26 protein-coding genes and 2 riboswitches are annotated in these 25,092 nt (G+C 36.7%); of the genes, 2 read left to right on the forward strand and 24 right to left on the reverse strand.

Annotation, left to right across the window (positions count from 1 at the left end; genetic code table 11):
- Positions 1–284: 284 nt before the first annotated feature.
- The 19 genes from thiE to MHB55_RS17695 form a co-directional block, all read right to left on the reverse strand.
- Positions 285–896: a thiamine phosphate synthase gene (gene thiE, locus MHB55_RS17610; protein ID WP_151112770.1), complete on the reverse strand. Its 612-nt coding sequence runs from the start codon at positions 894–896 to the stop codon at positions 285–287.
- Entirely contained in the window at positions 887–1,699 is an 813-nt protein-coding gene (gene thiD, locus MHB55_RS17615; protein WP_340844821.1) for a bifunctional hydroxymethylpyrimidine kinase/phosphomethylpyrimidine kinase, read from the reverse strand. The genes thiE and thiD overlap by 10 nt, the downstream gene beginning before the upstream one ends.
- On the reverse strand, positions 1,696–2,439 hold the full coding sequence (gene thiM / locus MHB55_RS17620; RefSeq protein WP_151112766.1) for a hydroxyethylthiazole kinase: 744 nt from the start codon (positions 2,437–2,439) through the stop codon (positions 1,696–1,698). Before thiM ends, thiD begins: the two co-directional genes overlap by 4 nt.
- Complete coding sequence (tenA, locus tag MHB55_RS17625; protein WP_144542041.1) at positions 2,420–3,109, reverse strand: thiaminase II; 690 nt, start codon at positions 3,107–3,109, stop codon at positions 2,420–2,422. Before tenA ends, thiM begins: the two co-directional genes overlap by 20 nt.
- A 73-nt stretch (positions 3,110–3,182) precedes the next feature.
- A riboswitch (TPP riboswitch) is annotated at positions 3,183–3,280 on the reverse strand.
- Between the two features lie 59 nt (positions 3,281–3,339).
- Positions 3,340–3,437: riboswitch (TPP riboswitch) on the reverse strand.
- A 202-nt stretch (positions 3,438–3,639) separates the two neighbouring features.
- A complete protein-coding gene (rlmD, locus tag MHB55_RS17630; RefSeq protein ID WP_340863739.1) occupies positions 3,640–5,001 on the reverse strand; it encodes a 23S rRNA (uracil(1939)-C(5))-methyltransferase RlmD in 1,362 nt (453 codons plus the stop codon).
- A 127-nt stretch (positions 5,002–5,128) separates the two neighbouring features.
- Positions 5,129–5,317 (reverse strand): hypothetical protein, encoded by a 189-nt coding sequence (locus tag MHB55_RS17635; RefSeq protein ID WP_144542031.1) that lies wholly within the window; start codon positions 5,315–5,317, stop codon positions 5,129–5,131.
- A 338-nt stretch (positions 5,318–5,655) separates the two neighbouring features.
- Positions 5,656–6,252, reverse strand: coding sequence for a YdhK family protein (locus MHB55_RS17640; protein WP_151112762.1), 597 nt, complete (start codon positions 6,250–6,252; stop codon positions 5,656–5,658).
- 124 nt (positions 6,253–6,376) lie between these two features.
- Positions 6,377–7,111, reverse strand: coding sequence for an urease accessory protein UreH domain-containing protein (locus MHB55_RS17645; protein ID WP_151112760.1), 735 nt, complete (start codon positions 7,109–7,111; stop codon positions 6,377–6,379).
- A gap of 21 nt (positions 7,112–7,132) precedes the next feature.
- Positions 7,133–8,056 (reverse strand): F510_1955 family glycosylhydrolase, encoded by a 924-nt coding sequence (locus tag MHB55_RS17650; protein WP_340863740.1) that lies wholly within the window; start codon positions 8,054–8,056, stop codon positions 7,133–7,135.
- A gap of 15 nt (positions 8,057–8,071) precedes the next feature.
- A complete protein-coding gene (locus MHB55_RS17655) occupies positions 8,072–8,749 on the reverse strand; it encodes a response regulator transcription factor (RefSeq protein WP_340863742.1) in 678 nt (225 codons plus the stop codon).
- Positions 8,750–8,786: 37 nt separating this feature from the next.
- Entirely contained in the window at positions 8,787–10,148 is a 1,362-nt protein-coding gene (locus MHB55_RS17660; protein ID WP_154312268.1) for a sensor histidine kinase, read from the reverse strand.
- 55 nt (positions 10,149–10,203) lie between these two features.
- Complete coding sequence (gene resA, locus MHB55_RS17665; RefSeq protein ID WP_154309972.1) at positions 10,204–10,740, reverse strand: thiol-disulfide oxidoreductase ResA; 537 nt, start codon at positions 10,738–10,740, stop codon at positions 10,204–10,206.
- 37 nt (positions 10,741–10,777) lie between these two features.
- Entirely contained in the window at positions 10,778–11,488 is a 711-nt protein-coding gene (locus MHB55_RS17670) for a cytochrome c biogenesis CcdA family protein (protein WP_154309971.1), read from the reverse strand.
- Positions 11,489–11,851: 363 nt separating this feature from the next.
- Positions 11,852–12,553 carry a YjjG family noncanonical pyrimidine nucleotidase gene (locus tag MHB55_RS17675; protein ID WP_151112750.1) on the reverse strand — a complete coding sequence of 234 codons (702 nt, stop codon included), beginning with the start codon at positions 12,551–12,553 and terminating at the stop codon, positions 11,852–11,854.
- 103 nt (positions 12,554–12,656) lie between these two features.
- Complete coding sequence (gene cydS / locus MHB55_RS22305) at positions 12,657–12,761, reverse strand: cytochrome bd oxidase small subunit CydS (protein ID WP_404814919.1); 105 nt, start codon at positions 12,759–12,761, stop codon at positions 12,657–12,659.
- A gap of 14 nt (positions 12,762–12,775) precedes the next feature.
- On the reverse strand, positions 12,776–13,801 hold the full coding sequence (locus tag MHB55_RS17680; RefSeq protein WP_151112749.1) for a cytochrome d ubiquinol oxidase subunit II: 1,026 nt from the start codon (positions 13,799–13,801) through the stop codon (positions 12,776–12,778).
- Positions 13,798–15,144, reverse strand: a complete 1,347-nt coding sequence (locus MHB55_RS17685; RefSeq protein WP_151112747.1) for a cytochrome ubiquinol oxidase subunit I — start codon at positions 15,142–15,144, stop codon at positions 13,798–13,800. Before MHB55_RS17685 ends, MHB55_RS17680 begins: the two co-directional genes overlap by 4 nt.
- A gap of 279 nt (positions 15,145–15,423) precedes the next feature.
- Entirely contained in the window at positions 15,424–16,335 is a 912-nt protein-coding gene (locus MHB55_RS17690) for a diacylglycerol kinase (protein ID WP_151112745.1), read from the reverse strand.
- 117 nt (positions 16,336–16,452) lie between these two features.
- Positions 16,453–17,019 carry a thioredoxin family protein gene (locus MHB55_RS17695; protein WP_144541640.1) on the reverse strand — a complete coding sequence of 189 codons (567 nt, stop codon included), beginning with the start codon at positions 17,017–17,019 and terminating at the stop codon, positions 16,453–16,455.
- A 124-nt stretch (positions 17,020–17,143) separates the two neighbouring features.
- Between MHB55_RS17695 and MHB55_RS17700 the strand changes: the two genes are divergently transcribed.
- Entirely contained in the window at positions 17,144–18,460 is a 1,317-nt protein-coding gene (locus tag MHB55_RS17700) for a TrkH family potassium uptake protein (RefSeq protein ID WP_340844825.1), read from the forward strand.
- Between the two features lie 158 nt (positions 18,461–18,618).
- On the opposite strand, the gene MHB55_RS17705 is transcribed toward MHB55_RS17700, so the two are convergent.
- Entirely contained in the window at positions 18,619–19,248 is a 630-nt protein-coding gene (locus MHB55_RS17705; protein WP_340863743.1) for a Type 1 glutamine amidotransferase-like domain-containing protein, read from the reverse strand.
- A gap of 210 nt (positions 19,249–19,458) precedes the next feature.
- Here MHB55_RS17705 and MHB55_RS17710 point away from each other — a divergent pair, with 210 nt between their 5' ends.
- On the forward strand, positions 19,459–19,926 hold the full coding sequence (locus MHB55_RS17710; protein ID WP_151112738.1) for a hypothetical protein: 468 nt from the start codon (positions 19,459–19,461) through the stop codon (positions 19,924–19,926).
- Positions 19,927–20,650: 724 nt separating this feature from the next.
- On the opposite strand, the gene gatB is transcribed toward MHB55_RS17710, so the two are convergent.
- From gatB to MHB55_RS17730, 4 genes are all read right to left on the reverse strand, one after another.
- The gene (gene gatB, locus MHB55_RS17715) at positions 20,651–22,081 is read right to left on the reverse strand and encodes an Asp-tRNA(Asn)/Glu-tRNA(Gln) amidotransferase subunit GatB (protein ID WP_144541632.1); all 1,431 of its coding nucleotides are present in this window, start codon (positions 22,079–22,081) and stop codon (positions 20,651–20,653) included.
- Positions 22,081–23,547, reverse strand: coding sequence for an Asp-tRNA(Asn)/Glu-tRNA(Gln) amidotransferase subunit GatA (gene gatA, locus MHB55_RS17720; protein ID WP_144541630.1), 1,467 nt, complete (start codon positions 23,545–23,547; stop codon positions 22,081–22,083). Before gatA ends, gatB begins: the two co-directional genes overlap by 1 nt.
- Before the next feature lie 22 nt (positions 23,548–23,569).
- Positions 23,570–23,860 (reverse strand): Asp-tRNA(Asn)/Glu-tRNA(Gln) amidotransferase subunit GatC, encoded by a 291-nt coding sequence (gene gatC, locus MHB55_RS17725; RefSeq protein ID WP_154309964.1) that lies wholly within the window; start codon positions 23,858–23,860, stop codon positions 23,570–23,572.
- Between the two features lie 81 nt (positions 23,861–23,941).
- Entirely contained in the window at positions 23,942–25,078 is a 1,137-nt protein-coding gene (locus MHB55_RS17730) for a CamS family sex pheromone protein (RefSeq protein ID WP_154309963.1), read from the reverse strand.
- Between the last annotated feature and the right edge of the window lie 14 nt (positions 25,079–25,092).

Genomic DNA, 25,092 nt, shown 5'->3' on the forward strand with positions numbered 1-25,092 from the left:
CATTCTTATCTGATTAAAAATAGGATAAATATAAAACAGACGGTTTAGAAATGCATTATCGCACTACTAAACCGTCTGCTTAATTACTTTAAACTAATTCCAACCACGCTACTGCTTCGCAATATGTGGCAATACTTTGATGCTGGTGGTTTAAGCAATTAGCTAGGACTTGCTATAGTTAAAGGTAGTTTTCATATTCATCTTCATACTTCAATGCGTATAATGATTAATGAAGTTATAGATTTTATAACAAATTATATTTGTATTAACTACGAAAATTCACTTTAAATTTCTCTAACAGTCTTCCAAATATCTTCACTAAGACTAATGGCAGAAATAACTGCAACACCATTAGCCCCAGCTTCACGTACGATGCTACTGTTTGTTGGTGAAATACCACCAATTGCTACAATGGGGACATTCGGATAGTCAGTTCTTGCTTTCTTTAAAAATGCAACCCCTGCTGGTGGTTCGGCATCTTTTTTTGATGATGTTTCAAAAATGGGTCCAATCCCAACATAATCTGCACCATTTGCAATCGCCTTTTCCAGTTCCTCCATCGTATGCACAGAAACACCGATGATTTTATTTTCTGCACGCTTACGAAACATTTCAATATTTAAATCATCCTGACCAACATGAATCCCATCAGCATTAAGCTTTAAGGCTAGCTCTACATCGTCATTTATTAGAAATGGCACTTTGTAAGCGTGACATAAATTTTGGCATTTACGTGCAAATTGTACATAGGAATCCCCAGTAAGTGCATTTTCACCCTTTTCTCTTAATTGAAACATCGTAATACCGGCTTGTAATGCTGCTTCTAACACCACTAAAGGATCACGCCTACAATTAATCGTACCCATAATAAAATATTTATCGAGATTTAGTGACATACAACATCACACTTCCCCTCAAGCTGACGATAGGCAAAATGATTCGTTGGACCAAAACCATGCCCAATATTTAATGGATTGCTAATCGCTAAATGGACAAATTTTTTCGCTTCCAAAACGGCTTCTTGCAAAGATTTTCCTTTTGCTATTTCTGCTGTTAATGCTGCTGAAAATGTACAGCCTGTTCCGTGCGTATGTTTAGTTTCAAATCGATTCGTTTCTAAGACAAAAGGAACCTCCCCTTTTATAAACACCGCATCAATCGCTTTGTCACCAGCTAAATGTCCACCTTTCATAACCACACATTGTACCCCAAGGGAGATAATATCTTGAGCAGCTAGAAATAGTTCTTGTTCCGTATGAATGGAGCGACCACTTATGACCTCGGCTTCTGGTATATTTGGTGTGCAAACAGTTGCAATGGGTAGCAGCTTATTTTTAAGAGCTTGTATAGACTCTTGTTGAAGCAAGCTGGCGCCGCCCTTCGCAATCATCACAGGGTCAACGATAAGAGGTAAGTCTCTATTTTTAAGTGTAGCAGCGACACACTCAATAATCTCTGAATTAAATAACATGCCTGTTTTAATCGCTGTCACATTAAAATCTTCAAGGACCGCCTTCAATTGTGCTTCTACAAATTGTACTGTTGTTGGAAAAATGCCATGTACACCTAACGTATTTTGGGCGGTTAAGGCAGTGATAACACTTGTACCAAATACACCAAGCTCTTGAAACGTTTTAATATCTGCCTGAATGCCTGCTCCGCCTCCACTATCTGAACCCGCTATCGTTAATGTAATCATTGGTGTCCCTCCGCTAAATATTCAAGTTGATTTAGAAAATTCATATGGAATGTCCCAATCGTTGAATACGCATTTGAGCTTGCTTGTTTATAATCACGAAGTAGATTCGCAAGATCTTCGAATGCATTTTCACAGCTTGCGAGCTCTGCTGCACAAAGGGCACTTAATAGACAGCCACTTCCTGTCATTTTCGTTACCTTTTCATGACCACCTACGATCCATTCTATTCTGATACCATCTGTAATCACATCTTGCTCACCTGTCACAATCACAAGACAGTTATATTTGTTTGCAACATGCATGGCCGTCTCAGCTACATCAAGTTCACCCACGCCACTATCGACGCCTTTTGCTTGCCAAGTAACACCTGCAATAGCCGCGAGTTCTCCGACATTACACCGAATTAAATTAATTTTAAGTTGTTGTAATATTTCCATCGTTGTTTCTAATCGAAAATTCGTTGCCCCTGCACCGACGGGATCAAAAACTATAGGAATGTTCTTCACATTCGCACTGTTTCCTGCTAGAAGCATTGATTTTATTGTCTGTTCATTTAATGTGCCGATATTTAATAAAAGCGCATTCGATTTTGATGCCATTTCCGCCGCTTCTTTAACCGCATCGGCCATCACAGGTGAAGCTCCTATTGCTAGTAAGCCATTTGCTGTAAAATTGGCCACGACATAGTTGGTGATACAATGCACTAAAGGTTTTTGTAGATTAATTTTTTGTAGGCTCATTCATATACACCCCTTTTGTCCAATTTTGCATCGTCCATGGCATTTCCCAAAACATCCACTCGTAATAACAGCTTTTTTCAAAATGTGCCTTTAAAACCTTTTGTTTCATGGGCTGTTCCTTCGCAAAACGATTTAACATCGACTTTTGCTTATTAATCGATTGAAGCATTTCGTCAGATGCATATAATGCAATCCATTGCGCATACAGCGGTATATTCGGACGAGCATACTTAAGCTGTTGCCCAATTTCTTGATAGAGCCAAGGGCAAGGTAATATAGCAGCAAATGCTTCTGCTACATCGCCATTATGGACTGCATTGTACATATGACTCACATAATTATAAGTAGCTGGTGCCACCTCAAAATTTTCAATTTCTTCGGCCGTTACATTTAAGTCTTGAAAAGTTGTACGGTGAAGCTCAAGCTCTGCTTCATGAATAAATCTCGCACTGTTTAAAAAGTACTGAATGTCCTCATCATTTGTTGCCTTTGCAGCTGCTAAAGCTAAGACTTTTGTGTAATGCTTTAAATAATACGCATCCTGTAGCATATAAAACTTGAACTTTTCGAGTGGTAAACTACCATCAGCAATACCTTGCACAAACGGATGGTTAAAACTAGCCTCCCAATAAAATTGCGTCTCCTGTCTAACTTTTTCACAAAACTCCATTTTTTTGTCCTCCTTAATTGGTGGACGTAAGTGCAAAAAAGGCGCCTCTAATAGAGACGCCCAAAAAGTGTAGACTACACCCATGATTGCTCCCTACGCCAGTGTTAACTGTCAGGTTCTAAGGGTCAGGTTTTAACCTTCTCAACACAATGTGTCCCCCCGCAATTAAAGTATTTGCAAAAGAAAAGCTCCACGTAAATAATACGCGGAGCTTAAGTAAGTACATATTGATAATCGTGTACTTTGCTCCCTACGTCCGTATTAACAGCCAGGTTCTAAGGGTCAGGTTTTACCTTCTCAACACAAACGTGTCCCCCTGCAAATTCATTTAATTACACTAAGTTTAACTGAAAGAACCACGGCAAACAAGATAATAATCACGACGTTTCAAGTACGAATTTAAAAATGAATCAAAGACCCTAGTAGATGTATTGAATTTATATCATAAGTAGGAGCTTCTTCCAGGCTTAATTTAGGTAAGAGAAAAACAAAAAAAACGAATTCCAAAATCAGAATTCGTTTGTGAAAACTTATGATAACTCCAGCCAAGCAACCGCTTCGCAATGTGTCGTCTGCGGGAACATGTCCACTGGTTGAATTTCCTGTGTCTTATAGCCTCCATCTTCTAAAATGCGAAGATCACGTGCAAGTGTTGCTGGGTTACATGAGACATAAACTACACGTTTTGGGCGTTGCTCTATGATTGTCGTCAGAAGTGCTTCGTCGCAGCCTTTTCTCGGGGGATCCACTACTAGAACATCAGCATTTTTTCCTTCCTTGTACCACCGTGGAATGACTTCCTCTGCTGGGCCAGCTTCAAAGTATGTGTTAGTGAAGCCATTTAGCTCAGCATTTCTTTTTGCGTCCTCAATCGCTTGAGGGACAATTTCTACACCCAACACTTGCTTCGCTCTTTGCGCAAGGAACAATGAAATTGTACCAATTCCGCAATAAGCGTCAATTACAGTCTCGTCTCCTGAAAGCTGAGCATAATCGAGTGCCTGTTTATATAATACTTCTGTCTGCTCTGGGTTTACCTGATAAAAGGAACGAGCAGATATTTCAAATCGAACATCTCCGATTAAATCCTCAATCGTTGGTTTCCCCCACAATAGGTTTGTTTCGTCTCCGAAGATGACGTTCGTATTTCTTGAATTAACATTTTGCATAATCGAGGTGACTTTTGGTTCTGCTTCTCTAATTAGTTCAATAATTGCTTCCTTCTTTGAAAGCTTAGGATGCTTTGTTACTAAAACGACCATCACCTCGCCAGTTGCTCTGCCTTTACGGACTACTAAGTGACGCAGCTGACCTTTTTTTGTGTCTTCATTGTAAGGGACTAAGTCTAGCTCTAATGCCTTTTCCTTGAATGCTCTCATCAATCGATCAGCTTCATCCGATTGGATCAAACAAGTTGGAGTGTCTGCAATTCTGTGAGACTTCGCCTGATAAAACCCTGCAATCACCTTTCCATCCGCTAAACCAAATGGAATTTGAGATTTATTACGGTATTCCCAAGGGTTGTCCATTCCTTTTACAGGTAATACTGGCGCATCAATCTTGCCTAATCGTTGCATGACATTTCGAACCATATTTTCTTTCCATTTTAACTGACCTTCATAATTGATATGTTGGAGCTGACAGCCGCCACATTCATAAAATACAGGACATGGAGCTTCTACGCGAAATGGGGAGGGCTCTACAATATTTAATAATTTGGCAAAGCCATAGTTCTTTAATGTCTTTAAAACACGTACTTCCGCTTTTTCATCTGGCAGACCACCATGTATGAATAGTGGATAGCCGTCGACCTTAGCAACGCCAGATCCATCATGTGTCAAATCCTCTATATAAACCGCTAACTGATCATTCTTTTTTACTGGTGTGTTCACTTTAAATCTCCGTTCTTGTGTAATGGATATTATTATATCAAATATAGGCGTCCAATAGTATCAGGTAGCTTAAGTGTATTAAATTTCTCACTTTTTTTACCCACAAAAAAAAGTAAGGAAAATTTCCTTACTCGTTTAACTTTAACATTAATGAATCCTCTATGACAGTCCACTGCTTCTCAGGTAGTATGCTTTTGTTTAACCGAGCTACAAATTGCTCGGCCTCTTCAAGATTGTAAAATACTTTTATCAGTTGGCTATTTGAATTTTTCAACACTTCTGTAACACCATTCGTGCTACGTGCAATCACAAACATGTTCAACTCCAATTTATGGCATTAACAATTTATCATTGTTATTACCATAGTATCTCATTAAACAAAAGAAAAGTATACATTTTTTGGAAAATCATAAAATTATATATTAAAAAAAAATATAATTTTTAAAATCTCAAAATACATTAAATGTCTTTTTGATAATAGTCTATACAACCTAAAAAAGCAGCATGGCATCAACGCCATTTTTATTTTTAGAAAGTAATTTTAAGAAAGAAGTATCTGTTCTGCAGTTTTCCCTATAGAAGTGGAATCATAATATTGACATTTCTTCCGCAACTTCAAATAAACTCTTTCGTGAAAGTTATAAAAATTTTAGTTTATTTTGCTGATAGTTCACTTTCTGTTACCCACTTATGATTTGTAACTGCTTCCCCGTCTGTAGTTGAAATGTAATCTACCATATATACGGTCGTAGCTTCTGATGAGTCAATTTCTGCATTAGCACCTTCCATTCCAGCCATATGGTCAGCTTCAATGGTAACTTCTGTTCCTGGTTTTAAAGGTTGATCACCGGCATTTTTTATTTCTTCTTGAATTACCCATTTGTGATTCTCCACCCTTTTGCCACCAGTTGTTGGAGTATAAGAAATGACATATACAGATGTATCATAAGCTCCTACAATAGTTGCTTCAGCACCCTTCATGCCGCTCATATGGTCAGTCTCTAAAATTGCTTGACTGCCAATTTCAAAAGTTGGGTTTTCAGCTACTTTCAATCCGTCAGGAACTTCACCAGACCCAGACATGTCCATATTAGAATGATCCATACCTTCCATACTCTCGCCAGAACTTTCATTCATGTTCATATTATTAGGATTAGGGTTTGTATTGGTTTCCTTCTCATCACTAGCACAAGCAGAAATAATCATTACAACAACCAACAAAATGGTACCTATTATTAAATTTCTTTTCATTATAATCCTCCTCAATCTTTATTAATTACACACAACAAAAGAAACTTTGTTGTTGAAGACAATCATACACTGAAAGTATGAAAAAACTATGCAGAACTTCCCCATAAATAATTGACCAAAAAGCTTATATTTCCCAGTAAGTGATTGTGTCAAAAAGTCCTATCATAAGAATTATAATGCCTGCTAAATTCTGAATAACTTTTCCCAGCTTCATACTTTTTTTCATTATTAATTGCCTTGCATCAAATAACCAAATTAATATAAACAAAAGAATTAGCGGTAAGGACGTCGCAAATCCAAATACTGCAGGTAAGACAAAACCATAAGAGGTTGATAAAACAGTAGGCATTAACCAAACAAAAAATAAGATAAACATTGTAGGACAAAATGCTAATGAAAAACTAGCTCCTAATAGAAAAGAACCTAACTTCCCTTCTTTTAATACCAATGGGATGCGCATAGTTAATCTATTAATAAAGCCAAACTTAAAAATCCCTAAAAGTACAAGACCTGTAACCATCATAAGTGGCCCAATCGCTTTACGAAATATTGGGAAGAACTCTGTCATTTTTGTCTCAAAGGATTGACCAAATATCCAAGCCAATAATCCAATTAAACTAAATACAACGATTTTCCCTACGATAAAAGATATAATCTCTCCCCAATTCCCCTTCATTTGAATTGTTCGATTTCCATAAAAGGTAATAGCACTTAAATTCCCCGTTAATTGACAAGGTGCAGCCGCCCCAATTAAACCAAGTAGAAGTGCGACTACAATCGGAAAATGTTCGAAGGAGTGTAAGAAATCAGTAACTGGGTTACTTATTGTTTGACTTATCTTTGACATCAAACTGTACATCTAAATTCACCTTCTATTTTCTTATATTGATAACTCACCATTTGAAGCGAGTTTATCCCAAGAAAATCCTTCGTCTTTTGTTACATAAATATTATTATTGTTTGTAGCTATTACGATCTCTTTTAGATTCCCTGGGTTTATTGCAATAAAGATAATGGGATCCATTTCTAAATCAGATGGTAGTTCAATTTCTGTTTCCTCACTATTCTCTATCATGAAAGATTTTAGAAATACCTTATCATTATCAAAATTAGAATAATAACCTCCTGTCTCATTAAATGTTACATACGTGATATTATTAGTATCATTCTTCCGTTTAAAATTTTGTCCATAATCATCCGAAATAAATAATCCATCCTTGCTTGCTGCAGCAATAGTTTGCTTATACGTTGGGTGTGCAGACAAATTGGTAATATAATCTGACGTAAATCCATTCATAGCAACCTTCTTCCAAGAAACACCTTCATCTACAGAATAGTGTAAACCTACATCCATCTCTTTAACGGGTGTTTCATTTAATACGTAAATTGTATTTGAATCATAGCCAGCCGCAAGATAATGAAAATCAATCTCTCCATAAAAAGCTAATTGTTCGAAACTTGCTCCTTTATCGTTGCTCTTTATAAGACCTAGAGGATTTTTATATTCACTTCCTTCTTCTGGGTGACCACTTGAGAAAAATCCTTCTCGTACAGCTTGAAAGCCCATATAATCATGTTTTTGACTATTTGCTTCTTTCCATCCTTCTTTGCCATATTCATATAATCCTAAATGTGTTGCAATGGCAAATTCGTTTCCTCCATTTATATATCCCATACCGTGTATATGATCAAATTTATTATTTTTAACTTCGTTAAATAAATATCCTTCCTTTTCATTTGAGTTACATGCAGACAGGAGAAATAATATTACAATTAAACCAATTAAAAATTTATATTTTTTCATTTTAATATAACTCCCTTAGCTCCATTTATATCCGATTCCCCATACCGTCTTAAGAAATTCATCAATAGGGAAACCATTAGCTTTCAATTTTTCTCTCAAATTGCGTATATGTGAGTCTACCGTTCTTGTGTCTGTATATGTGCTAAATTCCCATGCAGCATTCAATAGCTCTTCGCGTGTATATGTTTTTTTGGGGCGAGTAATTAATGCTTCAATAATATAAAATTCTTTCAATGTTAGTTGTACGATTGCATCATGGTATTGTAATGAATAAGTCTCCCTATTTAGTCTAAAAGCTTCGTAAGTTATAGACACTTCCTCCAATTCATTCACAGATAACCGGCGTAATATTGCATTAACTCTTGCCACCAACTCTTTTTCATCAAAAGGTTTTGTTATATAATCGTCAGCCCCAGTGTTTAATCCTTTTACTAAATCTAACTTTTCAGATCTGGCTGTAAGCATAATTATAGGAACATCAGAAAACTTTCTTATCTTTTTACAAGCTTCCCATCCATCCATTTCTGGCATCATGACATCTAAAAGGACAAGATTAACTTTCTCATTTTGCAGTATCTCTATTGCTTTCTTGCCACTTGTTTCTTTCATACATATGAATCCAAGTGGCTGAAGAAATAATTCAATTAAATCTAACATTCTAGGCTCATCATCCACTAACAAAATTTTCTGCATGAACGCTCAAAACCTCCTATTCAATCCTTACATAATCCTAAATTATTACTGTAAATGTACTTCCTTTTCCCAAAATACTATGAACCTCAATGCTTCCTCCATGCGCTTCCACTAATTCCTTCACAACAGCAAGCCCAATTCCTGATCCACCAAACGAACGTGAACGTGACTTTTCTATACGGTATAGTTTTTCAAATATGAAACTAATTTCATCGTTGGGAATTCCTATTCCACAATCAATAACAGAAATGATTGTCCTCTTCTCTTTTTTACGTACATCCAATGAAACCTTTGTATTTTCTTTAGAGTATTTCAATGCATTATCAAGTAAATTCAATACAATTTGCTCTAATCGCAAAGAATCGGCATGTACTTGAAAATTGTCCTCACATACATAACTTAGTTTGATATTCTTCATCTCAAAAGAAGGTCCAACTAGTTTGATGATGTTGTCAAAAAACGGCTGTGCATCAAAATACTCCTTTGATACAGTAAAAGAATTCTCATCCATTTTTGCTAAATCTAATAAATTTTTTACAAGTTCTTTCATTCTTTCTGACTCTTCTGCAATTATTAAAAGATACTGCTCACGTTCTTCTTTACTAATCTCTTTTCGCATTGCTACATTAGAATATCCAATTAGATATGTAAGAGGAGTTTTCAGTTCATGAGCAACTGAAGCTAAAAATTCATTTCGTTCCGTTTTCATTCTTTCTAGGTCATTCGCTAACTTTTGAATAGAACCTGACAATTTCCCGAGTTCATCCTTACCGATGGAAGGAAGACTCACAGCAAAATCCCCTTTGCTTAAGTTCTCCGTAGCTTCTTTCATACGTATTAAAGGTCTCGTAAGTAGTCTAGATAATGCCGTATAGACGATAAACAAGAGGATAACACTTGTCCCACCGGCAATTCCAAAATGCATGTTTAGCTTGTCCACCAATTGCTTAATAGAAGATGTACTTTGAAACATGACAACATAACCAGATTGATCATTACTCACTTTATAGGGATGTGCACTTATAATATAAGGTGATTCATTCCACTCTGAAACTAGTACTTCATCTTTTTTCGAATCCAGATTTTTTATTATTGGGATATAGTCATCTAAAGGCAAATTTTTTTCAAATGAGCTATTTATGATTTCCCCTTTGTTATTTGTAATAACGACTTCTCTTTCCTTTCCCTTTTCCATCAATACGATATGTCTCATAGTAGTATCAGAGTAGTATTCAAGAAGTACCTCGCGATGATTTGATCCGTTTTTTAATAATAAAGAGAACTCCTCATCAATTCTTGCATGTACAATATTTTGATGGAGATAAAAAATAAGGAATGCTTCCATTATCAGTACAGCGATGAAAAAATAAGCTGTTAACTTTGTCGAAATTCTATTCATCAAACCATTTACACCTTCTCACTAAAGAATCCAAATAACCAAATGAAACTAAATATTATGAAGGCATTATCTGCTCCATATATCGCTTTATGCTTTCCTCACTCATCTCACCAGTGATTATTTTCTCAATTTTACCTTCCGGGTTAACAAGAAAAGTAGTAGGTAAAGGATTAATATTATATGTCTCCATTACACTTTTATTTTTATCTATCAAAACCGGGAAGCTCAAACCTTTGCGATCAATATATTTTTGCACTTTAAAATCGGACTCACCTATGTTTACTGCCAGTATTTGAAGACCGTTGTCTTTTACTTTTTTATACTGTTTGTCCATCAGCGGGAATTCTCTCTCACAAGGTTTACACCAAGTTCCCCAAAAGTTTAAAAAGACCCCTTGACCTCTGTAATCAGATAATTTATGTCTCTCTCCATTCATATCAATTAATACAAAATCAGGCGCTGTATCTCCTACTTGTAAAACTTCATTTTTACTTTTACTTAAATTAGTGTATATGGTAAAGACAATTACTCCAACCATTAACGTCAAAAGTGTAAGTCGCATGTAAAATCTTTTTTTCTTTTTGTTTTCCATAGTAAAAAACCTACTCTCTAATAAGTTTTGATTTAATTTAAAACCCTGTAAATCCTCCAAAAAAAGGAGTCAAAAATTCTATAATCTTTGTCAGCATATCAAAATATAGTAAGACTCCCATGACAACCATTAAAGTTCCTCCAAATTTCATAAACATTTCACTTCTTTTTTGTAAAAACTTCATTTTTCCTATAAATAACGACATAATGAGAAATGGAACAGAGAAACCTAGGACATAAAATAACATATATAGGATTCCACGTTCAGGATCAGAAAACCCTAAAGCAATAACACCAGCAAGAATTGGTCCTGTACATGGAGTCCATCCAGCAGCAAATCCCATACCAATCAACACAGACCCTATATGTCCCTTGGGACGCTTTTTAAACTGAACTCTCTTCTCTGAAAGGAGAAAGTCAAAATTAATAATACCTAGTATTACTAAACCAAAAAATATTATAAGAATTGCTCCTATTTGGCGTATTAAGTCTTGGTATTCAATAAAAATTGTTCCTATAAAAGATGTGGAGAAACCTAATGCCATAAAAATGAATGAAAATCCAAGTAAAAAAAGAAGCGTATGTACCAATGCCTTTCTATTTAACATACCTTTATCTTGTGTAAGTTCATTTAGAGATACCCCAGTTACATATGAAAGAAATGCGGGATAAAGGGGTAATGAACAAGGCGATATAAAGGACAAAAATCCCGCCCCAAAAGCCAAGAATAAACTTAATTGGTCAAACAATAAATTCACCTATCCTTTCATTATCCTCACGAATAGTATAGATAATAAATATGAAGAAATTATGCAGAGATTAATATAAAAAACTAAAAGAAGTTATAATATCTTTTTATTGTTTTTTTAATGGAAAAGTTGGATTGTAAGAGGCTAATTCTACAGGGGACGGAGCTTAATACTTAACACTCTTTTACAGCGGATACAATGAGAGGAGCATCTTTATAATCTCAAATAATAAAAAAACAACAACGTTTATTTGTACGTTGTTGTTTTTCGTTCTTTTGTTATAAAACAAATTAGGAGTGCAATTTGCTTTGTAGATTTGTTTATTCTTTTTATAAAATTGTTAATATTGGAATCTCCTAAAGCTTAAATTTCTAACATTTGACCTCGAACTATTTTTTTCATCTCTTTCCAATCTTGTATTTCATATGTAGGTAAAATAGAAGTTCTATTTTCTTTTTGCTGAGGATTGAACCAGCAAGTATCAATACCAAAATTATTCCCACCTTGTATATCAGAGGTAAGTGAATCACCAACCATTAAAACGCTAGACGGGTCTGTTATTCCTAGTTTCTTGAATGCATATTCAAAAATAGCTGACTGCGGTTTTTGATAACCAACCTCTTCTGAAGTGATTATAGCTTCAAATTTCCCATTCAAAGGAGAACCGTTGACTCTTGCATGCTGGGCTATTTGGAAGCCATTCGTTAAAACAGCAAAACGGCAACCAGATAAATCCGTAAGCATTTCCTCTACACCATCGATTAAGTGAATTTCTCTTCCAAGGTTTTCAATATATTTATCACTTACTTTTTCTACATCTAACTCGAGGCTATGCTCTAAAAACAAACGTTTGAATCGCTCTATTTTTAATAGTTCTAGTGTTGTAATGCCGTTTTCTAATTCATCCCATAATACCTTACTAATTGCCTTATAGCTGCTTAAATAATCCTGAAGTCCATTTGGTAATCCATATTCTACAAATAACTGTTGAAATGCATTTTTCTCAGTCATTCCAAAATCGTATAAGGTATCATCTAAATCGAACATAATTACTTCATATCTCATTTATTTCTCCACCCCTTCTAATTCTATTTTAGCATAATCACTTTTCTTGTTTGTTTAGAAATTGTTAAGCAAAAAGGACCTCTACTAATGAGGTCCTTTTTAATTATTCATCCTTAACTGGGCCATCCTTGGTGGATGCCCAAAATGCAATAATAATGGAGCCGATCAGTACGATGAAGGGTGCATAAAAAATTAGAAATTCAGTCATAGCGTTCGTTCCTCCTAAGCGTGATTATTCTTCTTCCCCTTGACATAATCTTTATTGAAAAGAAAAAGCTTCAATAAAAGATATAAGGACGGGATTAACAAGGCTAAACCTAATATAAACACAATTATTAAGGATATTGCCATTGCCTCATTTGTGAAGCTATCATAGATTGTTAAATATGGATAAAGCAAATAAGGTTTATGGGAAAAGCCGTAAGCAAAAAAGGCGATTAAGAATTGTCCTGCCAATAATCCAAATGCCAAACCATACTTACGTTTTTTCCATAATAACCAGACGGTACCTAAAAACAATAGGAATGACAATCCAAAGGCCCACGAAATATCGAGCATATTATTGTAATGCTCCACGTTGTGCGAGCGCAATTCTACAATAATTCCACCAGCTGTAATGATCGTTGGAAAAGACCAGATTAATGCATACTTTCTCATCAAATTTGTTGCTTTTACATCTCCAGCCTTGTTGGCATACCATGTTAAAAAAACAGCCGAAATATATAAAACAGAAGTAAGACTTAATGCTACAATTGACCAGGTTAAGGGGCTGATGAACAAGGCGTTGTAATCTAAGCTTGGTGAGCCGTTAATCATTTCGATAAAACCACCCTCAGAAATGGTCAGGACTGTTGATAATGAGGCTGGTAGTAACAATCCGGATAAACCATACATAAAGGAGTACCCTTTATGCCCTCTGGACCCGTATGTTTCGAACGCGTAATAGGAGCCTCTAATCCCGAGCAATATTAAAGCAATACCCGCTGGGACAAGAAGAGTTGTTCCATAATAGAAAGCTGTCTTAGGAAAAAAGCCAATAATTCCTACAAAGAAAAATACGAGAAATACATTTGTTACCTCCCAAACAGGGGATAAATATCGCTGAATAATATTACTCAATATATGTTGCTTCCCAGTTATCAAGCTATAAGCATTAAAGAACCCGGCACCAAAATCAATGGAGCCAACAATTACATAGCCAAATAGAAATGTCCAAAGAACTGTGAGACCTATGATTTCCAGACTCATTGAATATCACCGCCCTTTTCTGAATTTCTATCTTTAATCTCCTGCTCAACCGGATTTTTTCGGAACATACGAGTAAGCACTACAACGCTACCTATTCCAAGTACCACATACAGACCTGCAAACAGGATTAACATAAAATCTACTTGATCACTCGTAGTAGCTGCATCTTCTACTCTCATTATTCCTCTTAATATCCAAGGCTGTCTCCCTACTTCTGCAAGCCACCAGCCAGCTTCAATTGCTATAATAGCTGCTGGGCCTCCTAAAACGAGAAGCCATCTATAAAACTTAGAATCGACAAATGCCCATTTTAATCGTTTACCTAGCCAATATAGCGCTGAAAGTGCAGCTAATCCCATACCGATTGTCACCATAATATCAAAGAGATAATGTATATATAGCGGAGGTGTTTCATCCTCTGGGAACTGGTCCAATCCAATAACCTCTGAAGTTGGGTTGAAGTGTGCAAGTATACTCAATGCATAAGGAATCTTAATAGCGTATTTAACTTCTCCATCGTCTAAGACCCCATATAAAATAAGTGGAGCATTTTCTTCTGTTTCAAAATGCCATTCAGCTGCCGCTAATTTTTCGGGCTGATACTCCGCTAAGTATTTACCGGAAAAATCACCGATAATGGCTGTCGCAATCGAAAAGATTAATCCGAGCTTTACCGTTAAATATAAAGCTTTTTTATGATAAATATGATTAGATCCCTTTAACAAACGAAAGGCTGCTATACTAGCCAACACAAATGCTGATGTCATATAAGCTGTTACAACTACATGTGCTACTTTTGTGGGCATCGCTGGATTAAACATTGCTAGTATGGGGCTAATGTTAACTAGCTCTCCATTTACTACATCAAAGCCCTGGGGCGCATTCATAAAAGCATTTACAATGGTGATAAATACCGCTGAAAAGGAAGCACCGATTGCTACAGGAATTAGCAATAATAAATGTTTTTTCTGATTCTCAAAACGATCCCAAGTGTACAAATAAATTCCTAGAAAAATTGCTTCAAAGAAGAATGCGAATGTTTCCATAAACAATGGAAGTGCAATAATATTACCTGCTAGCTCCATAAAATTTGGCCATAAAAGTGATAGCTGCATACCAATTGCTGTACCGGTAACTACTCCTACTGCAACCGTAATTACAAATCCTCTTGCCCAACGTCTTGCCAACAATATGTAGTGTTCATCGTTCTTTTTAATACCTACCCATTGTGCAATCATAATCATTAAAGGAACACCAACGCCGATCGTCGCATAAATAATATGAAATGATAAGGTCAACTCTGTCAAAACACGACTATAAAATAATGAATCAGCATTTCCCATGCTAAACCCTCCTCATCCTCCAAAAACTCTTCCAGCAATCGATAGTATCATAATTCCCGCAACTACAAAGGCGAGCCACATCAAATACTTCTCTTGTCTCTTATACATACTATTCCACTCCTTCATATTCCTTATCCAGTATTAGTTTTAAATTATTCCCTAAAAAGATGGATTCCTAACATACTATTAGTAAAATTAGAACAAATATGAATAATGAAGGATTGCATAAAAAAAGTTACACTAAAACCCAGCACTTATATTGTGCTGGGTTCAATAATTTTACGGTCTGTCCTGCTCTCGAATTTCATCGATTGGTACAAAAACCTCAATATGTCTGTATAAGTTATGGAATGTTGCTGGAATGGTACCACCATATTCACCATCTAGATTCAGAAGAACCTTATCGTCAGAAGTTACTTTAATATTTGTCGCTTTCTTATAAATGACATGAGGATCTCCTAAGTGCTCTCCTCGAATAGCGAGTGTTGCCAAGCGAATAAACTCTGCAATATTTACCTTTTTAAGAATTAGTAAGGAGAATTTCCCATCATTAATGCTTGAGTTGGGAGCTAGCTTTTCAAAGCCGCCTACAGAGTTTGTAAGCCCCACAAGGAACATCATAGCTTCATCCTCAAATACTTCGCCATCGTATTCAATACGGACTTTAGTTGCGTTTATGGATGGAAGCATCTCAATTCCTTTTAAATAATAGGCCAGCTGTCCAAGCATAGTTTTTAGTTTACTTGGCACTTCATATGTAAGCTCAGTGATACGACCACCACCTGCTATGTTAATGAAATAACGGTCATTGACCTTACCCACGTCAACTGGTATTGTGTCGCCTTTTATAATAATTTCAACCGCTCGATGAATATCTCTTGGTATATGCACAGCTCGTGCAAAGTCATTTGTCGTTCCCATTGGAATGACACCAATTTTCGGGCGATTTTCAAATTCACTTACACCAGCTACTACCTCATTGAGAGTCCCGTCTCCCCCAGCGGCAATTATGATATCAAATTTATTCTCTACTGCTTTCTTGGCTGCGTTAATCGCATCCCCTTCACCTGTGGTCGCATGGCAGGATGTTTCATAGCCTGCTATTTCTAAAGCCTCCAATACTCCTGGTAAGTGTTTCTTAAACAATTCTCTTCCTGAGGTTGGATTGTAGATAATTCGTGCACGCTTCATACAGATTTCCTTTCTACTTTACAATTTCTTAATTATAAAGACTATATTTATTCACAATAAGTTCCTAACGTACGAAAGAGCCGACTATAGCCGACTCCCATAAAAAACAATGCTCGATTATTTATTTTGAAGAATTGGCAGCCAATGACTACGAATATCTTCGTATACGGCTAAATGGAATTCATTGTTAGTCATAAACTCATGAGTCATTTGCTCATAAAACTTCTTTTGCGTTTCTTCAAAAGCAGGATCTTCCTTATCTGGAAATTTCGCTCTACCGTCCATTACAAATTTTTGAACGACCTCTGCACGCGGTCCCCACTTAGAAATTACTTCCCCTTCGTCATTGAGCAATAAATAAACAGGAATAGAACGTCCACCATTTGTTAAATATTGATCCATAAGCTCTAAATTTTCATCGCGGTATACAGCACGGGTTTCTAGACCTGCTGCTTCTGAAACTTTACGAATAATCGCATTATTCATCATAGCATCTCCACACCAGTCTTCAGTTATAGCTAGTATATGCGGTTTTTTTGTTTTTAATATCTCAATAAATTCATCATCTGCTGGGACTTCAAATTGGTCATAAATACTAAAGGATTCCTCTTTTTTCGTTGTCATATCATTCATATATTGCTCCAACGTTTTAGCTTCTTCAAAGTAATGCTGTTCTGTTTTCAATGAAAAATCCCCCTTTTTCTTTAGTATACTTCGTTTAACAACTTGTTTCAAACAAGTTGTTGACAGCCGATCTTAATAGGATTAAAGTAATTATTATTTTATATCCATTAAAAGGAAGTGCCACATGGGAAAGAAGCTCTCTTTTTCACCGCCAGTTCTTATTGCTGGTAGTTTTGCTTGTTTAATATTTATCGGAACAATTATGATAAAGCTGCCTATAGCGACGACAACGTATATCTCATGGGTAGACGCTCTCTTTTTGGTAACTTCTGCTACCACTGTTACAGGTCTTAGCGTTTTTGATCCTGGTAGTACTCTTACGCTTTTCGGGGAAATAGTTTTACTTATTTTGATACAATGTGGCGGTATCGGTTTAATGACATTTGCTGTCGCTATACTTATTCTTCTCCGAAAGAAAATTGGTCTACAGCAAAGAATTTATTTGCAGGAATCCTTTAACCAGCCCTCTATCGGAGGTATCGTCAAGCTAGTTAAACATATTCTCCTGTTTGTTGTTTGTATCGAGTCTGTGGCTATTATTCTTTTAACGATCCATTGGATTCCGAAGTATGGCTTCGTCGATGCAATCTATTATAGCTTTTTTCATGTAATTTCCGCCTTTAATAACGCAGGCTTCTCTTTGTTTTCAGATAACCTAATGGACTTTACAAACGACCCTATAGTAGTGTTACTTATCACGAGCCTTATAATCATTGGAGGTATTGGGTTTGTAGTAGTAATTGATGTATTACGTAAAAACAGCTTTCGAGTATGGTCACTCCATACTAAGCTGATGATTATAGGGACACTATGTATAAATACTTTTGCAACTCTAGTTCTATTAATCTTAGAATTTAATAATAACGATACAATCGGTGAAATGAGTTTACTAGAGAAGATTATGACCTCTTATTTTAATGCAGTAACTCCAAGAACTGCCGGCTTTAATATGGTCGATTATGGCCTAATGGAGGACCCTTCTCTATTATTTACAATGCTTTTGATGTTCATTGGTGCAGGTAGTGCCTCCACTGCTTCCGGCATTAAGCTAACGACCTTTATTGTCATTATAGCTGCAACCATCGCATTTTTCCGTCAACAGGAGGAGCCTGTGCTGTTTAAAAGGTCCATATCCAGAGAGATTATTATCCGTTCTCTTGTTATTTGTACCGTAAGCTTGGCAACAGTATTTATATTTGCTTTTGCATTAACCATAACGGAGCGCTTACCTTTACTTCCATTACTATTCGAAGTTTTCTCAGCTTTTGGAACGGTCGGAATCACAATGGGTGTCACCCCACAGCTATCAAATATAGGAGAAATCCTAATTTGTATATTGATGTTCTTAGGAAGGATTGGACCACTGACTTTATTCTTCATTTTGACTAAACCAAAAAAGGTAAAATATAAATTTCCAAATGATCAGATATTTACTGGGTGAGGAAAGCTAATGGCCCCTGTCAGATAGCAGGGGCTTTTCTATATTGGTATTTTGGAATCGGTCGGTTTAGGGCAAATAATCGTTTCGCTTTACTGATATGCGACCTAACCAGCACTTTTTTCTTCACACAAAAAAACTGCCCCAGAAGACAGTTTCTCTTAAACTATGCTTTTATTCGAATTCTCAAAGGTAATGATATTATTTACTCTTGTGTCTATGTTTCCATCCTTATAAAAGATAGCACTACCATCTGGAAGAGCATAGATGGTTCTCCCTTTAGATAGAGTCAATAGCTCATTATCTGATTCTGGACGATAATGGACTTCTACACTAAAATCCACTAACCCTAATCCTTGTAATACTATTGTGTCAGGGTAGTCTTCATCCTTTGTCAGTATGCAGTCAGTACAAAAAGCTAATGCACCTGCGCTATAGCCAATCATCAATCCTGGAAAGCTACTAATAGTTCCAGTCAGCTCTTTATCCAAGATAACCTGAAGCAATCTCTCTGGTTGTCCTCCTATAAAATAAAGAACGTCGTAAGCTTGAATCATCGCCACCATTTTTTCTTTTGATAACTCTTCATGCAATAAACCAAGTGTCACGTTAGGAATGCGAGCAAAAGCCTGTCTCATGCTTTCCATCCAGCTATCATATCTAGATTCGTCTGTTGCAAATGGTATAATCAAAACTTTTGCATTAGGATTAATTTTACACTCCAATTCTTCCAAAACATCATTAATTTCACCATTTAAAACATGTCCACCACCAATAAAACAAAGCTCCATCCTCATCACCCTATCCCTCATAATTATCTCTCATCATAGCACCATTTGTTAGTAAATTAAATGTAAATTAGTTCTCCTCTATCTTTAAGGAATTTGAAAAATGGCTTTTCCTATATATTATCGTAAATGGATATTTAAGTTAAAATATAAAAGAAAGAATTATTTTGGACAATAGAAATAAAAATTGCTAATCAATATAGGGGGATACTAATGCGTAGTATTATTATCATTTTATTAGGTTTTGGACTAGTGTTAACCGGTTGCTCAAATGAAGAAAGTGTTACAGAAGTCAAAGCTTATATGGCAGAAGATATACCTTTGGAAGATGGATCAGGTAGAGTAACTATTGCCTTTGAGCAAATAATCGATGACAGTACTATTGAAGATGGAATTATTGATGTAATTGTATTAGTAAAAGGTTTAAAACCGACTGCAAACTATGAAATTTCACTTGGAGGAGATAATAGCGAAGGAGTTGTTTTTGGACCTAAAGAAAATGTAGAGGTACGATTTGGAACGATGGTTGGGGGAACTTTATTTCAACCTAATGAGCAAGGAGAACTATATGTTTCCATGAAGAACCCCTTAAGAATTATAAATGGCAAAGAAGTGCGAGTTTATGTCTCAGAAAATGGAAAAGAAGTTTTAAGCTCTCAACCTTTTATGGTGTCAAAATAGATATAACATTAGTGTAAAAAATTAGGAAATTCTTGTTGAAGTAACGTTTGCTTTATTAATAAAGACAAAAATAAGCTTATAAATAATACTCAACTTTTGATTGTAGCGGCAGACGACGACTCCTGCGGGAGCAGGGAGACAGATAAGCCATCCCATACGACGCGCATGCGACGGGGATGGCTTAGCACTCCCCCCGCGGAAAGCGTCCGTCTAAAGCGGAAATCTACTATTTAATTGTTCTAGCTTTATGTAGTTAAATAGTTTTGTCCTATACGACTTCCCATTTATACATAACCGCTGATTGTAGCGGCAGACGGCGACTCCTGCGGGAGCAGGGAGACAGATAAGACATCCCATACGACACGCATGCGGCGGGGATGCTTAGCGCTCCCCCCGCGGAAAGCGTCCGTCTAAAGCGGAAATCTACTATTTAATTGTTCTAGCTTTATGTAGTTGAGTGAGCGTTGTCTATACGACTTTCCCATTTATACATAACCGCTGATTGTAGCGGCAGACGGCGACTCCTGCGGGAGCAGGGAGACAGATAAGCCATCCCATACGACGCGCATGCGACGGGGATGGCTTAGCGCTCCCCCCGCGGAAAGCGTCCGTCTAAAGCGGAAATCACCCATATATTATTGGTGCTTTTTCAAACAAATTATATCTATAACTACTTATGCTATAAACAAAAAAGATGACCCCTTTAAGGAGTCATCTTCTTTTATTATCTTTTCACAATTTCTTCATTTAGGATTTTATTAACAAGAGGCGGGTTAGCTTGACCTTTTGTTGCTTTCATAATTTGTCCTACTAGGAAACCAATTGCACGGTCTTTCCCGTTTTTAAAGTCTTCAATGGATTGTGGGTTAGCATCTAATGTAGCTGTAACAATTTCACGAAGAGCGCCTTCGTCTGAAATTTGTACTAAGCCTTTAGCTTTTACTACTTCAGCAGCGTCTCCGCCATTATCCGCAAGCTCTTTAAATACTTTCTTCGCAATTTTAGATGAAATTGTTCCATCTGAGATTAGCTTAATCATGCCAGCAAGATTAGAAGGAGTAAGCTTGATATCCTTCAATTCTTTTTGGTCGGCATTTAAGTAAGCAGATACCTCACCCATTAACCAGTTAGAAGCTAGCTTTGCATCTGCTCCTAGGGCAATAGTTTCCTCAAAGAAATCAGACATTTCTTTTGTTAAAGTAAGTACCATTGCATCATATGCAGGTAAGCCTAAATCTTCAATGTAACGTGCTTTTCGAGCATCTGGAAGCTCAGGAATTTCAGAGCGAACTCTTTCTCTCCAAGCATCATCGATGACAATTTGCACTAAATCTGGCTCTGGGAAGTAACGGTAATCATCCGCGCCTTCCTTGACACGCATTAAAATTGTTTTACCAGTTGATTCGTCATAACGGCGAGTTTCTTGTGGAATAACTCCACCTGATAAAAGAACCTCAGCTTGTCGAACTTGCTCATGCTCTAGACCACGACGTACAAAGTTAAAGGAGTTTAAGTTTTTAAGCTCTGTTTTCGTACCGAATTTTTCTTGACCATATGGTCGTAAGGAAATATTCGCATCACAACGAAGTGATCCTTCCTCCATTTTACAGTCAGAAACTCCAGTGTATTGAATGATGGATTTAATCTTTTCTAGATAAGCATAAGCTTCTTCCGGCGTACGGATATCTGGCTCTGATACGATCTCAATCAAAGGAGTACCTTGACGGTTAAAGTCTACAAGAGAGTATCCATTGCTTGTATGTGTAAGCTTACCAGCATCCTCTTCTAGGTGAAGACGAGTGATACCGATACGTTTCTTTTCGCCGCCTACTTCAATCTCTACCCAACCATTTTCACCGATTGGCTTGTCAAATTGAGAAATTTGGTAAGCCTTCGGATTATCAGGATAGAAATAGTTTTTACGGTCGAACTTCGTAATAGGAGCAATGTCCATATTAAGCGCAAGAGCGGCTCTCATTCCCCACTCTACTGCTGTTTTATTTACTACAGGTAATACCCCTGGATAACCAAGGTCAATTACATGTGTGTTTGTATTTGGTTCTGCACCAAAGTGAGCTGGTGCTGGTGAGAACATTTTAGAATCAGTTTTTAACTCTACATGAATCTCTAGTCCAATAATCGTTTCAAAATTCATTATTTTGCTCCCTCCCATATTTGCGGAGTTTGTTTATGGAAGCTTGTTGCTTGCTCATAAGCATGTGCCACACGATAGATTGTTGCTTCATCGAAGTATTTACCAATAATTTGTAAACCAAGTGGAAGACCGTCTGCAAATCCACATGGGATAGAGATTCCCGGTACACCTGCAAGGTTAACTGGAATTGTTAAAATATCGTTTGCATACATCGTTAATGGATCTTTTACATTTTCACCAATTTTGAAAGCTGGTGTTGGTGTAGTAGGCCCGATGATTACATCATATTTTTCAAACACATTGTCAAAATCTTGCTTGATCAATGTACGTACTTGCTGTGCTTTTCTATAATAAGCATCATAAGAACCAGCACTTAGCGAGTATGTTCCAAGCATAATTCTTCGTTTAACCTCGTCACCAAAGCCTTGAGCACGAGTTTCTTTATATAGCTCCATCAAGTTTTCTACATTGTCTGCACGGAAGCCATAACGAATGCCATCAAAGCGAGCCAAGTTAGATGAGGCTTCAGATGATGATAACAAGTAATAAGCTGCTAGTGCGTATTTAGAGTGTGGTAAGGATACTTCTTCCCATGTTGCTCCAAGAGATTCTAAAACCTTTAGTGCGTCAAGTACAGACTGTTTGGAAGCTTCTCCAACACCTTGTCCTAAATACTCTTTAGGTACAGCAATACGTAGTCCTTTAATATCACCTGTTAAGGATTTAGTAAAGCTTGGTACGTCTACATTTGCAGAAGTAGAATCATTTGCATCTAAGCCTGAAATAGCCTCTAGTAAGAAGGCATTGTCCGCTACATTACGAGTAACAGGTCCAATTTGGTCTAGAGAAGAAGCAAATGCTACTAATCCAAAACGTGAAACGCGACCATATGTAGGTTTCATCCCAACTACTCCACAGAAAGAAGCAGGCTGACGAATAGAACCACCAGTATCAGAACCTAATGAAAAAGGAACTTCACCAGCTGCAACTGCTGCTGCAGAGCCGCCTGACGAACCACCAGGTACATGATTTAAGTTCCATGGGTTACGTGTGTTTTTATAGGCAGAGTTTTCATTAGAAGAACCCATAGCGAATTCATCCATATTTAGCTTACCAATAGTAATTAGACCTGCATCACGCAATTTATGTACAACAGTAGCATCATAAATCGGGTTAAAGCCTTCTAAAATTTTGCTGGCACATGTTGTTTCAATGCCTTCAGTTACAATATTGTCCTTAACTCCGATTGGCAATCCGAAAAGGGGGCCTCTTTCCTCGAAAGGAACTTGATCCATTTCTTTTGCTTGAGCAGTAGCTTGCTCTTCATTTAACGCTAGAAAAGCTTGAACTTCTCCGTCTACTTTATCAATTCTTTTATAGGATTCAGCAGTTAGCTCTTGAATAGATACTTCTTTCTTTTTGATAAGATCTTGAAGCTCTGCTGCTGAATGTTTGAATAATGTCATCAGATGCCCTCCTTACTTTTTCTTATTCTATAATAGTTGGTACTTTAACTTGTCCTGCTTCTTGTTCTTTTACGTTTTTCATCATTTTTTCACGATCTAAACCAGGTACAGATTTGTCATCACGAAGAACATTCACTAATGGTAATACGTGAGTAGTTGGAGCGACATCAGTAGTGTCTAACTCATTAAGCTCGTCCGCAAATTTTGTAATTGCAGCTAGTTGATCTGCAAACATTTCTGCCTCTTCTTCTGTAATTGCAAGTCTAGCTAAATGTGCAACATGCTTTACTTCTTCTTTTGAAATATTCGCCAATTTTTACACCTCCGAATTCAATAACCATAACAACTATCATATCATTTTTCACACTAGTTGAACAGAGTACGATTGGTTTCCTTACTGGTTATAAATATGAACAAATGCGTCTTCTTCTCCAGCTTCTTTTACTAATAATGCCTCTGCTCCATCTAGAGAGGTCACTTGAATTTCTACACTCATCTCGGCAGGGAAATGGTTTTTCAACAATACAGCGAGTTGCTGGGTAAAGCCTATTACCTCGGCAGTGCCGTAAAATTGTATAGGTATTTCAATCGTAAGCTTTTGAAGCTGTTGATCTCTAAAGTAGCCTCTACCGATAACGCTAGTATAGTTAGAGAAGTATATTCCTACATCTTGCTTAAAGTTGCTAAATATTGTGTTTAATTCACGATATTTTTTTTCGGCATCAGTGGATGGGAACATAATATACTCTTCATCAACCGGCTTCCAATCTGATAAATTAGCTCCCTTTGATGCTACACTATACTGGAAGTAGGAGCCTGGTACTATAGCATTGCGGCTATTTTGTTCAAATAACCCTACAACAATAGGTACTTCCTCTAATCCTTCTATTTGTCTCATACGATTGACAATTTCAGCTGCAATTCTTTCACCGTTTTTCTTAATCTGTTCCTGTGTTAGAGGTTGTTCAAACGTTGCTCCATATTGTTCTTTTTGATAGTAGTAGATAGAGTTTAATGAAACTCCTACTGAGACTCCAGCCAACCTTGCCTTTTTATCAACTACTTCTAGATAGTTTTGCTCCACAATATGAGTCACATAAACGGGAGCCTTTAATGCTTTCTCTTCTCCAGTAAGCCCCTCATCACTTGGATTTAAACCTTCCTTTGTTTGACTGCTTCTTGCCAGCCAGGAGGATATTGTTTTTTTATCTAAATATTGTCCCTCTTGGAATAAATACTTGTCTGGAGAAAACTCTGTTTGAGAAATTCTAAAGAGGCCTAATTCGACTTCTTTCATATCATATTTCGTATAAAGATTGGAGACAACCAAGCCCCTGCTAGCGCTCTCCTTATATGGAAAAAGAGTGCGATAATATGTTTCATCTAGCTGGAGACTTGGAATAATAACAGTCTCACCTTCTTCTTCCTCCGTATTTTGTATAACTTCCGTTTTATCTTTTTGATTAGGAGTACATCCAGTTACGATTAGCAATAAAATCAATATAGACATACCTAAATATTTTTTTGCCATGCTTAGAACTCCTT

This window comes from Psychrobacillus sp. FSL K6-1267 (assembly GCF_038003265.1).
Lineage (GTDB): Bacteria > Bacillota > Bacilli > Bacillales_A > Planococcaceae > Psychrobacillus > Psychrobacillus faecigallinarum.

Excerpts from the sequence above, each read along its gene's own strand:
- tenA (WP_144542041.1), bottom strand. The coding sequence starts at position 3,109 with ATGGAGTTTTGTGAAAAAGTTAGACAGGAGACGCAATTTTATTGGGAG.
- MHB55_RS17660 (WP_154312268.1), bottom strand. The coding sequence starts at position 10,148 with ATGAATAGAATTTCGACAAAGTTAACAGCTTATTTTTTCATCGCTGTA.
- MHB55_RS17700 (WP_340844825.1), top strand. The coding sequence starts at position 17,144 with ATGGGAAAGAAGCTCTCTTTTTCACCGCCAGTTCTTATTGCTGGTAGT.
- MHB55_RS17680 (WP_151112749.1), bottom strand. The coding sequence starts at position 13,801 with ATGAGTCTGGAAATCATAGGTCTCACAGTTCTTTGGACATTTCTATTT.
- MHB55_RS17690 (WP_151112745.1), bottom strand. The coding sequence starts at position 16,335 with ATGAAGCGTGCACGAATTATCTACAATCCAACCTCAGGAAGAGAATTG.
- MHB55_RS17645 (WP_151112760.1), bottom strand. The coding sequence starts at position 7,111 with ATGTACAGTTTGATGTCAAAGATAAGTCAAACAATAAGTAACCCAGTT.
- MHB55_RS17635 (WP_144542031.1), bottom strand. The coding sequence starts at position 5,317 with ATGTTTGTGATTGCACGTAGCACGAATGGTGTTACAGAAGTGTTGAAA.
- MHB55_RS17675 (WP_151112750.1), bottom strand. The coding sequence starts at position 12,553 with ATGAGATATGAAGTAATTATGTTCGATTTAGATGATACCTTATACGAT.
- thiM (WP_151112766.1), bottom strand. The coding sequence starts at position 2,439 with ATGAGCCTACAAAAAATTAATCTACAAAAACCTTTAGTGCATTGTATC.
- gatB (WP_144541632.1), bottom strand. The coding sequence starts at position 22,081 with ATGAATTTTGAAACGATTATTGGACTAGAGATTCATGTAGAGTTAAAA.
- MHB55_RS17685 (WP_151112747.1), bottom strand. The coding sequence starts at position 15,144 with ATGGGAAATGCTGATTCATTATTTTATAGTCGTGTTTTGACAGAGTTG.
- MHB55_RS17655 (WP_340863742.1), bottom strand. The coding sequence starts at position 8,749 with ATGCAGAAAATTTTGTTAGTGGATGATGAGCCTAGAATGTTAGATTTA.
- cydS (WP_404814919.1), bottom strand. The coding sequence starts at position 12,761 with ATGACTGAATTTCTAATTTTTTATGCACCCTTCATCGTACTGATCGGC.
- MHB55_RS17640 (WP_151112762.1), bottom strand. The coding sequence starts at position 6,252 with ATGAAAAGAAATTTAATAATAGGTACCATTTTGTTGGTTGTTGTAATG.
- thiE (WP_151112770.1), bottom strand. The coding sequence starts at position 896 with ATGTCACTAAATCTCGATAAATATTTTATTATGGGTACGATTAATTGT.
- resA (WP_154309972.1), bottom strand. The coding sequence starts at position 10,740 with ATGGAAAACAAAAAGAAAAAAAGATTTTACATGCGACTTACACTTTTG.
- MHB55_RS17650 (WP_340863740.1), bottom strand. The coding sequence starts at position 8,056 with ATGAAAAAATATAAATTTTTAATTGGTTTAATTGTAATATTATTTCTC.
- thiD (WP_340844821.1), bottom strand. The coding sequence starts at position 1,699 with ATGATTACATTAACGATAGCGGGTTCAGATAGTGGAGGCGGAGCAGGC.
- MHB55_RS17730 (WP_154309963.1), bottom strand. The coding sequence starts at position 25,078 with ATGGCAAAAAAATATTTAGGTATGTCTATATTGATTTTATTGCTAATC.
- MHB55_RS17705 (WP_340863743.1), bottom strand. The coding sequence starts at position 19,248 with ATGGAGCTTTGTTTTATTGGTGGTGGACATGTTTTAAATGGTGAAATT.
- MHB55_RS17710 (WP_151112738.1), top strand. The coding sequence starts at position 19,459 with ATGCGTAGTATTATTATCATTTTATTAGGTTTTGGACTAGTGTTAACC.
- gatA (WP_144541630.1), bottom strand. The coding sequence starts at position 23,547 with ATGACATTATTCAAACATTCAGCAGCAGAGCTTCAAGATCTTATCAAA.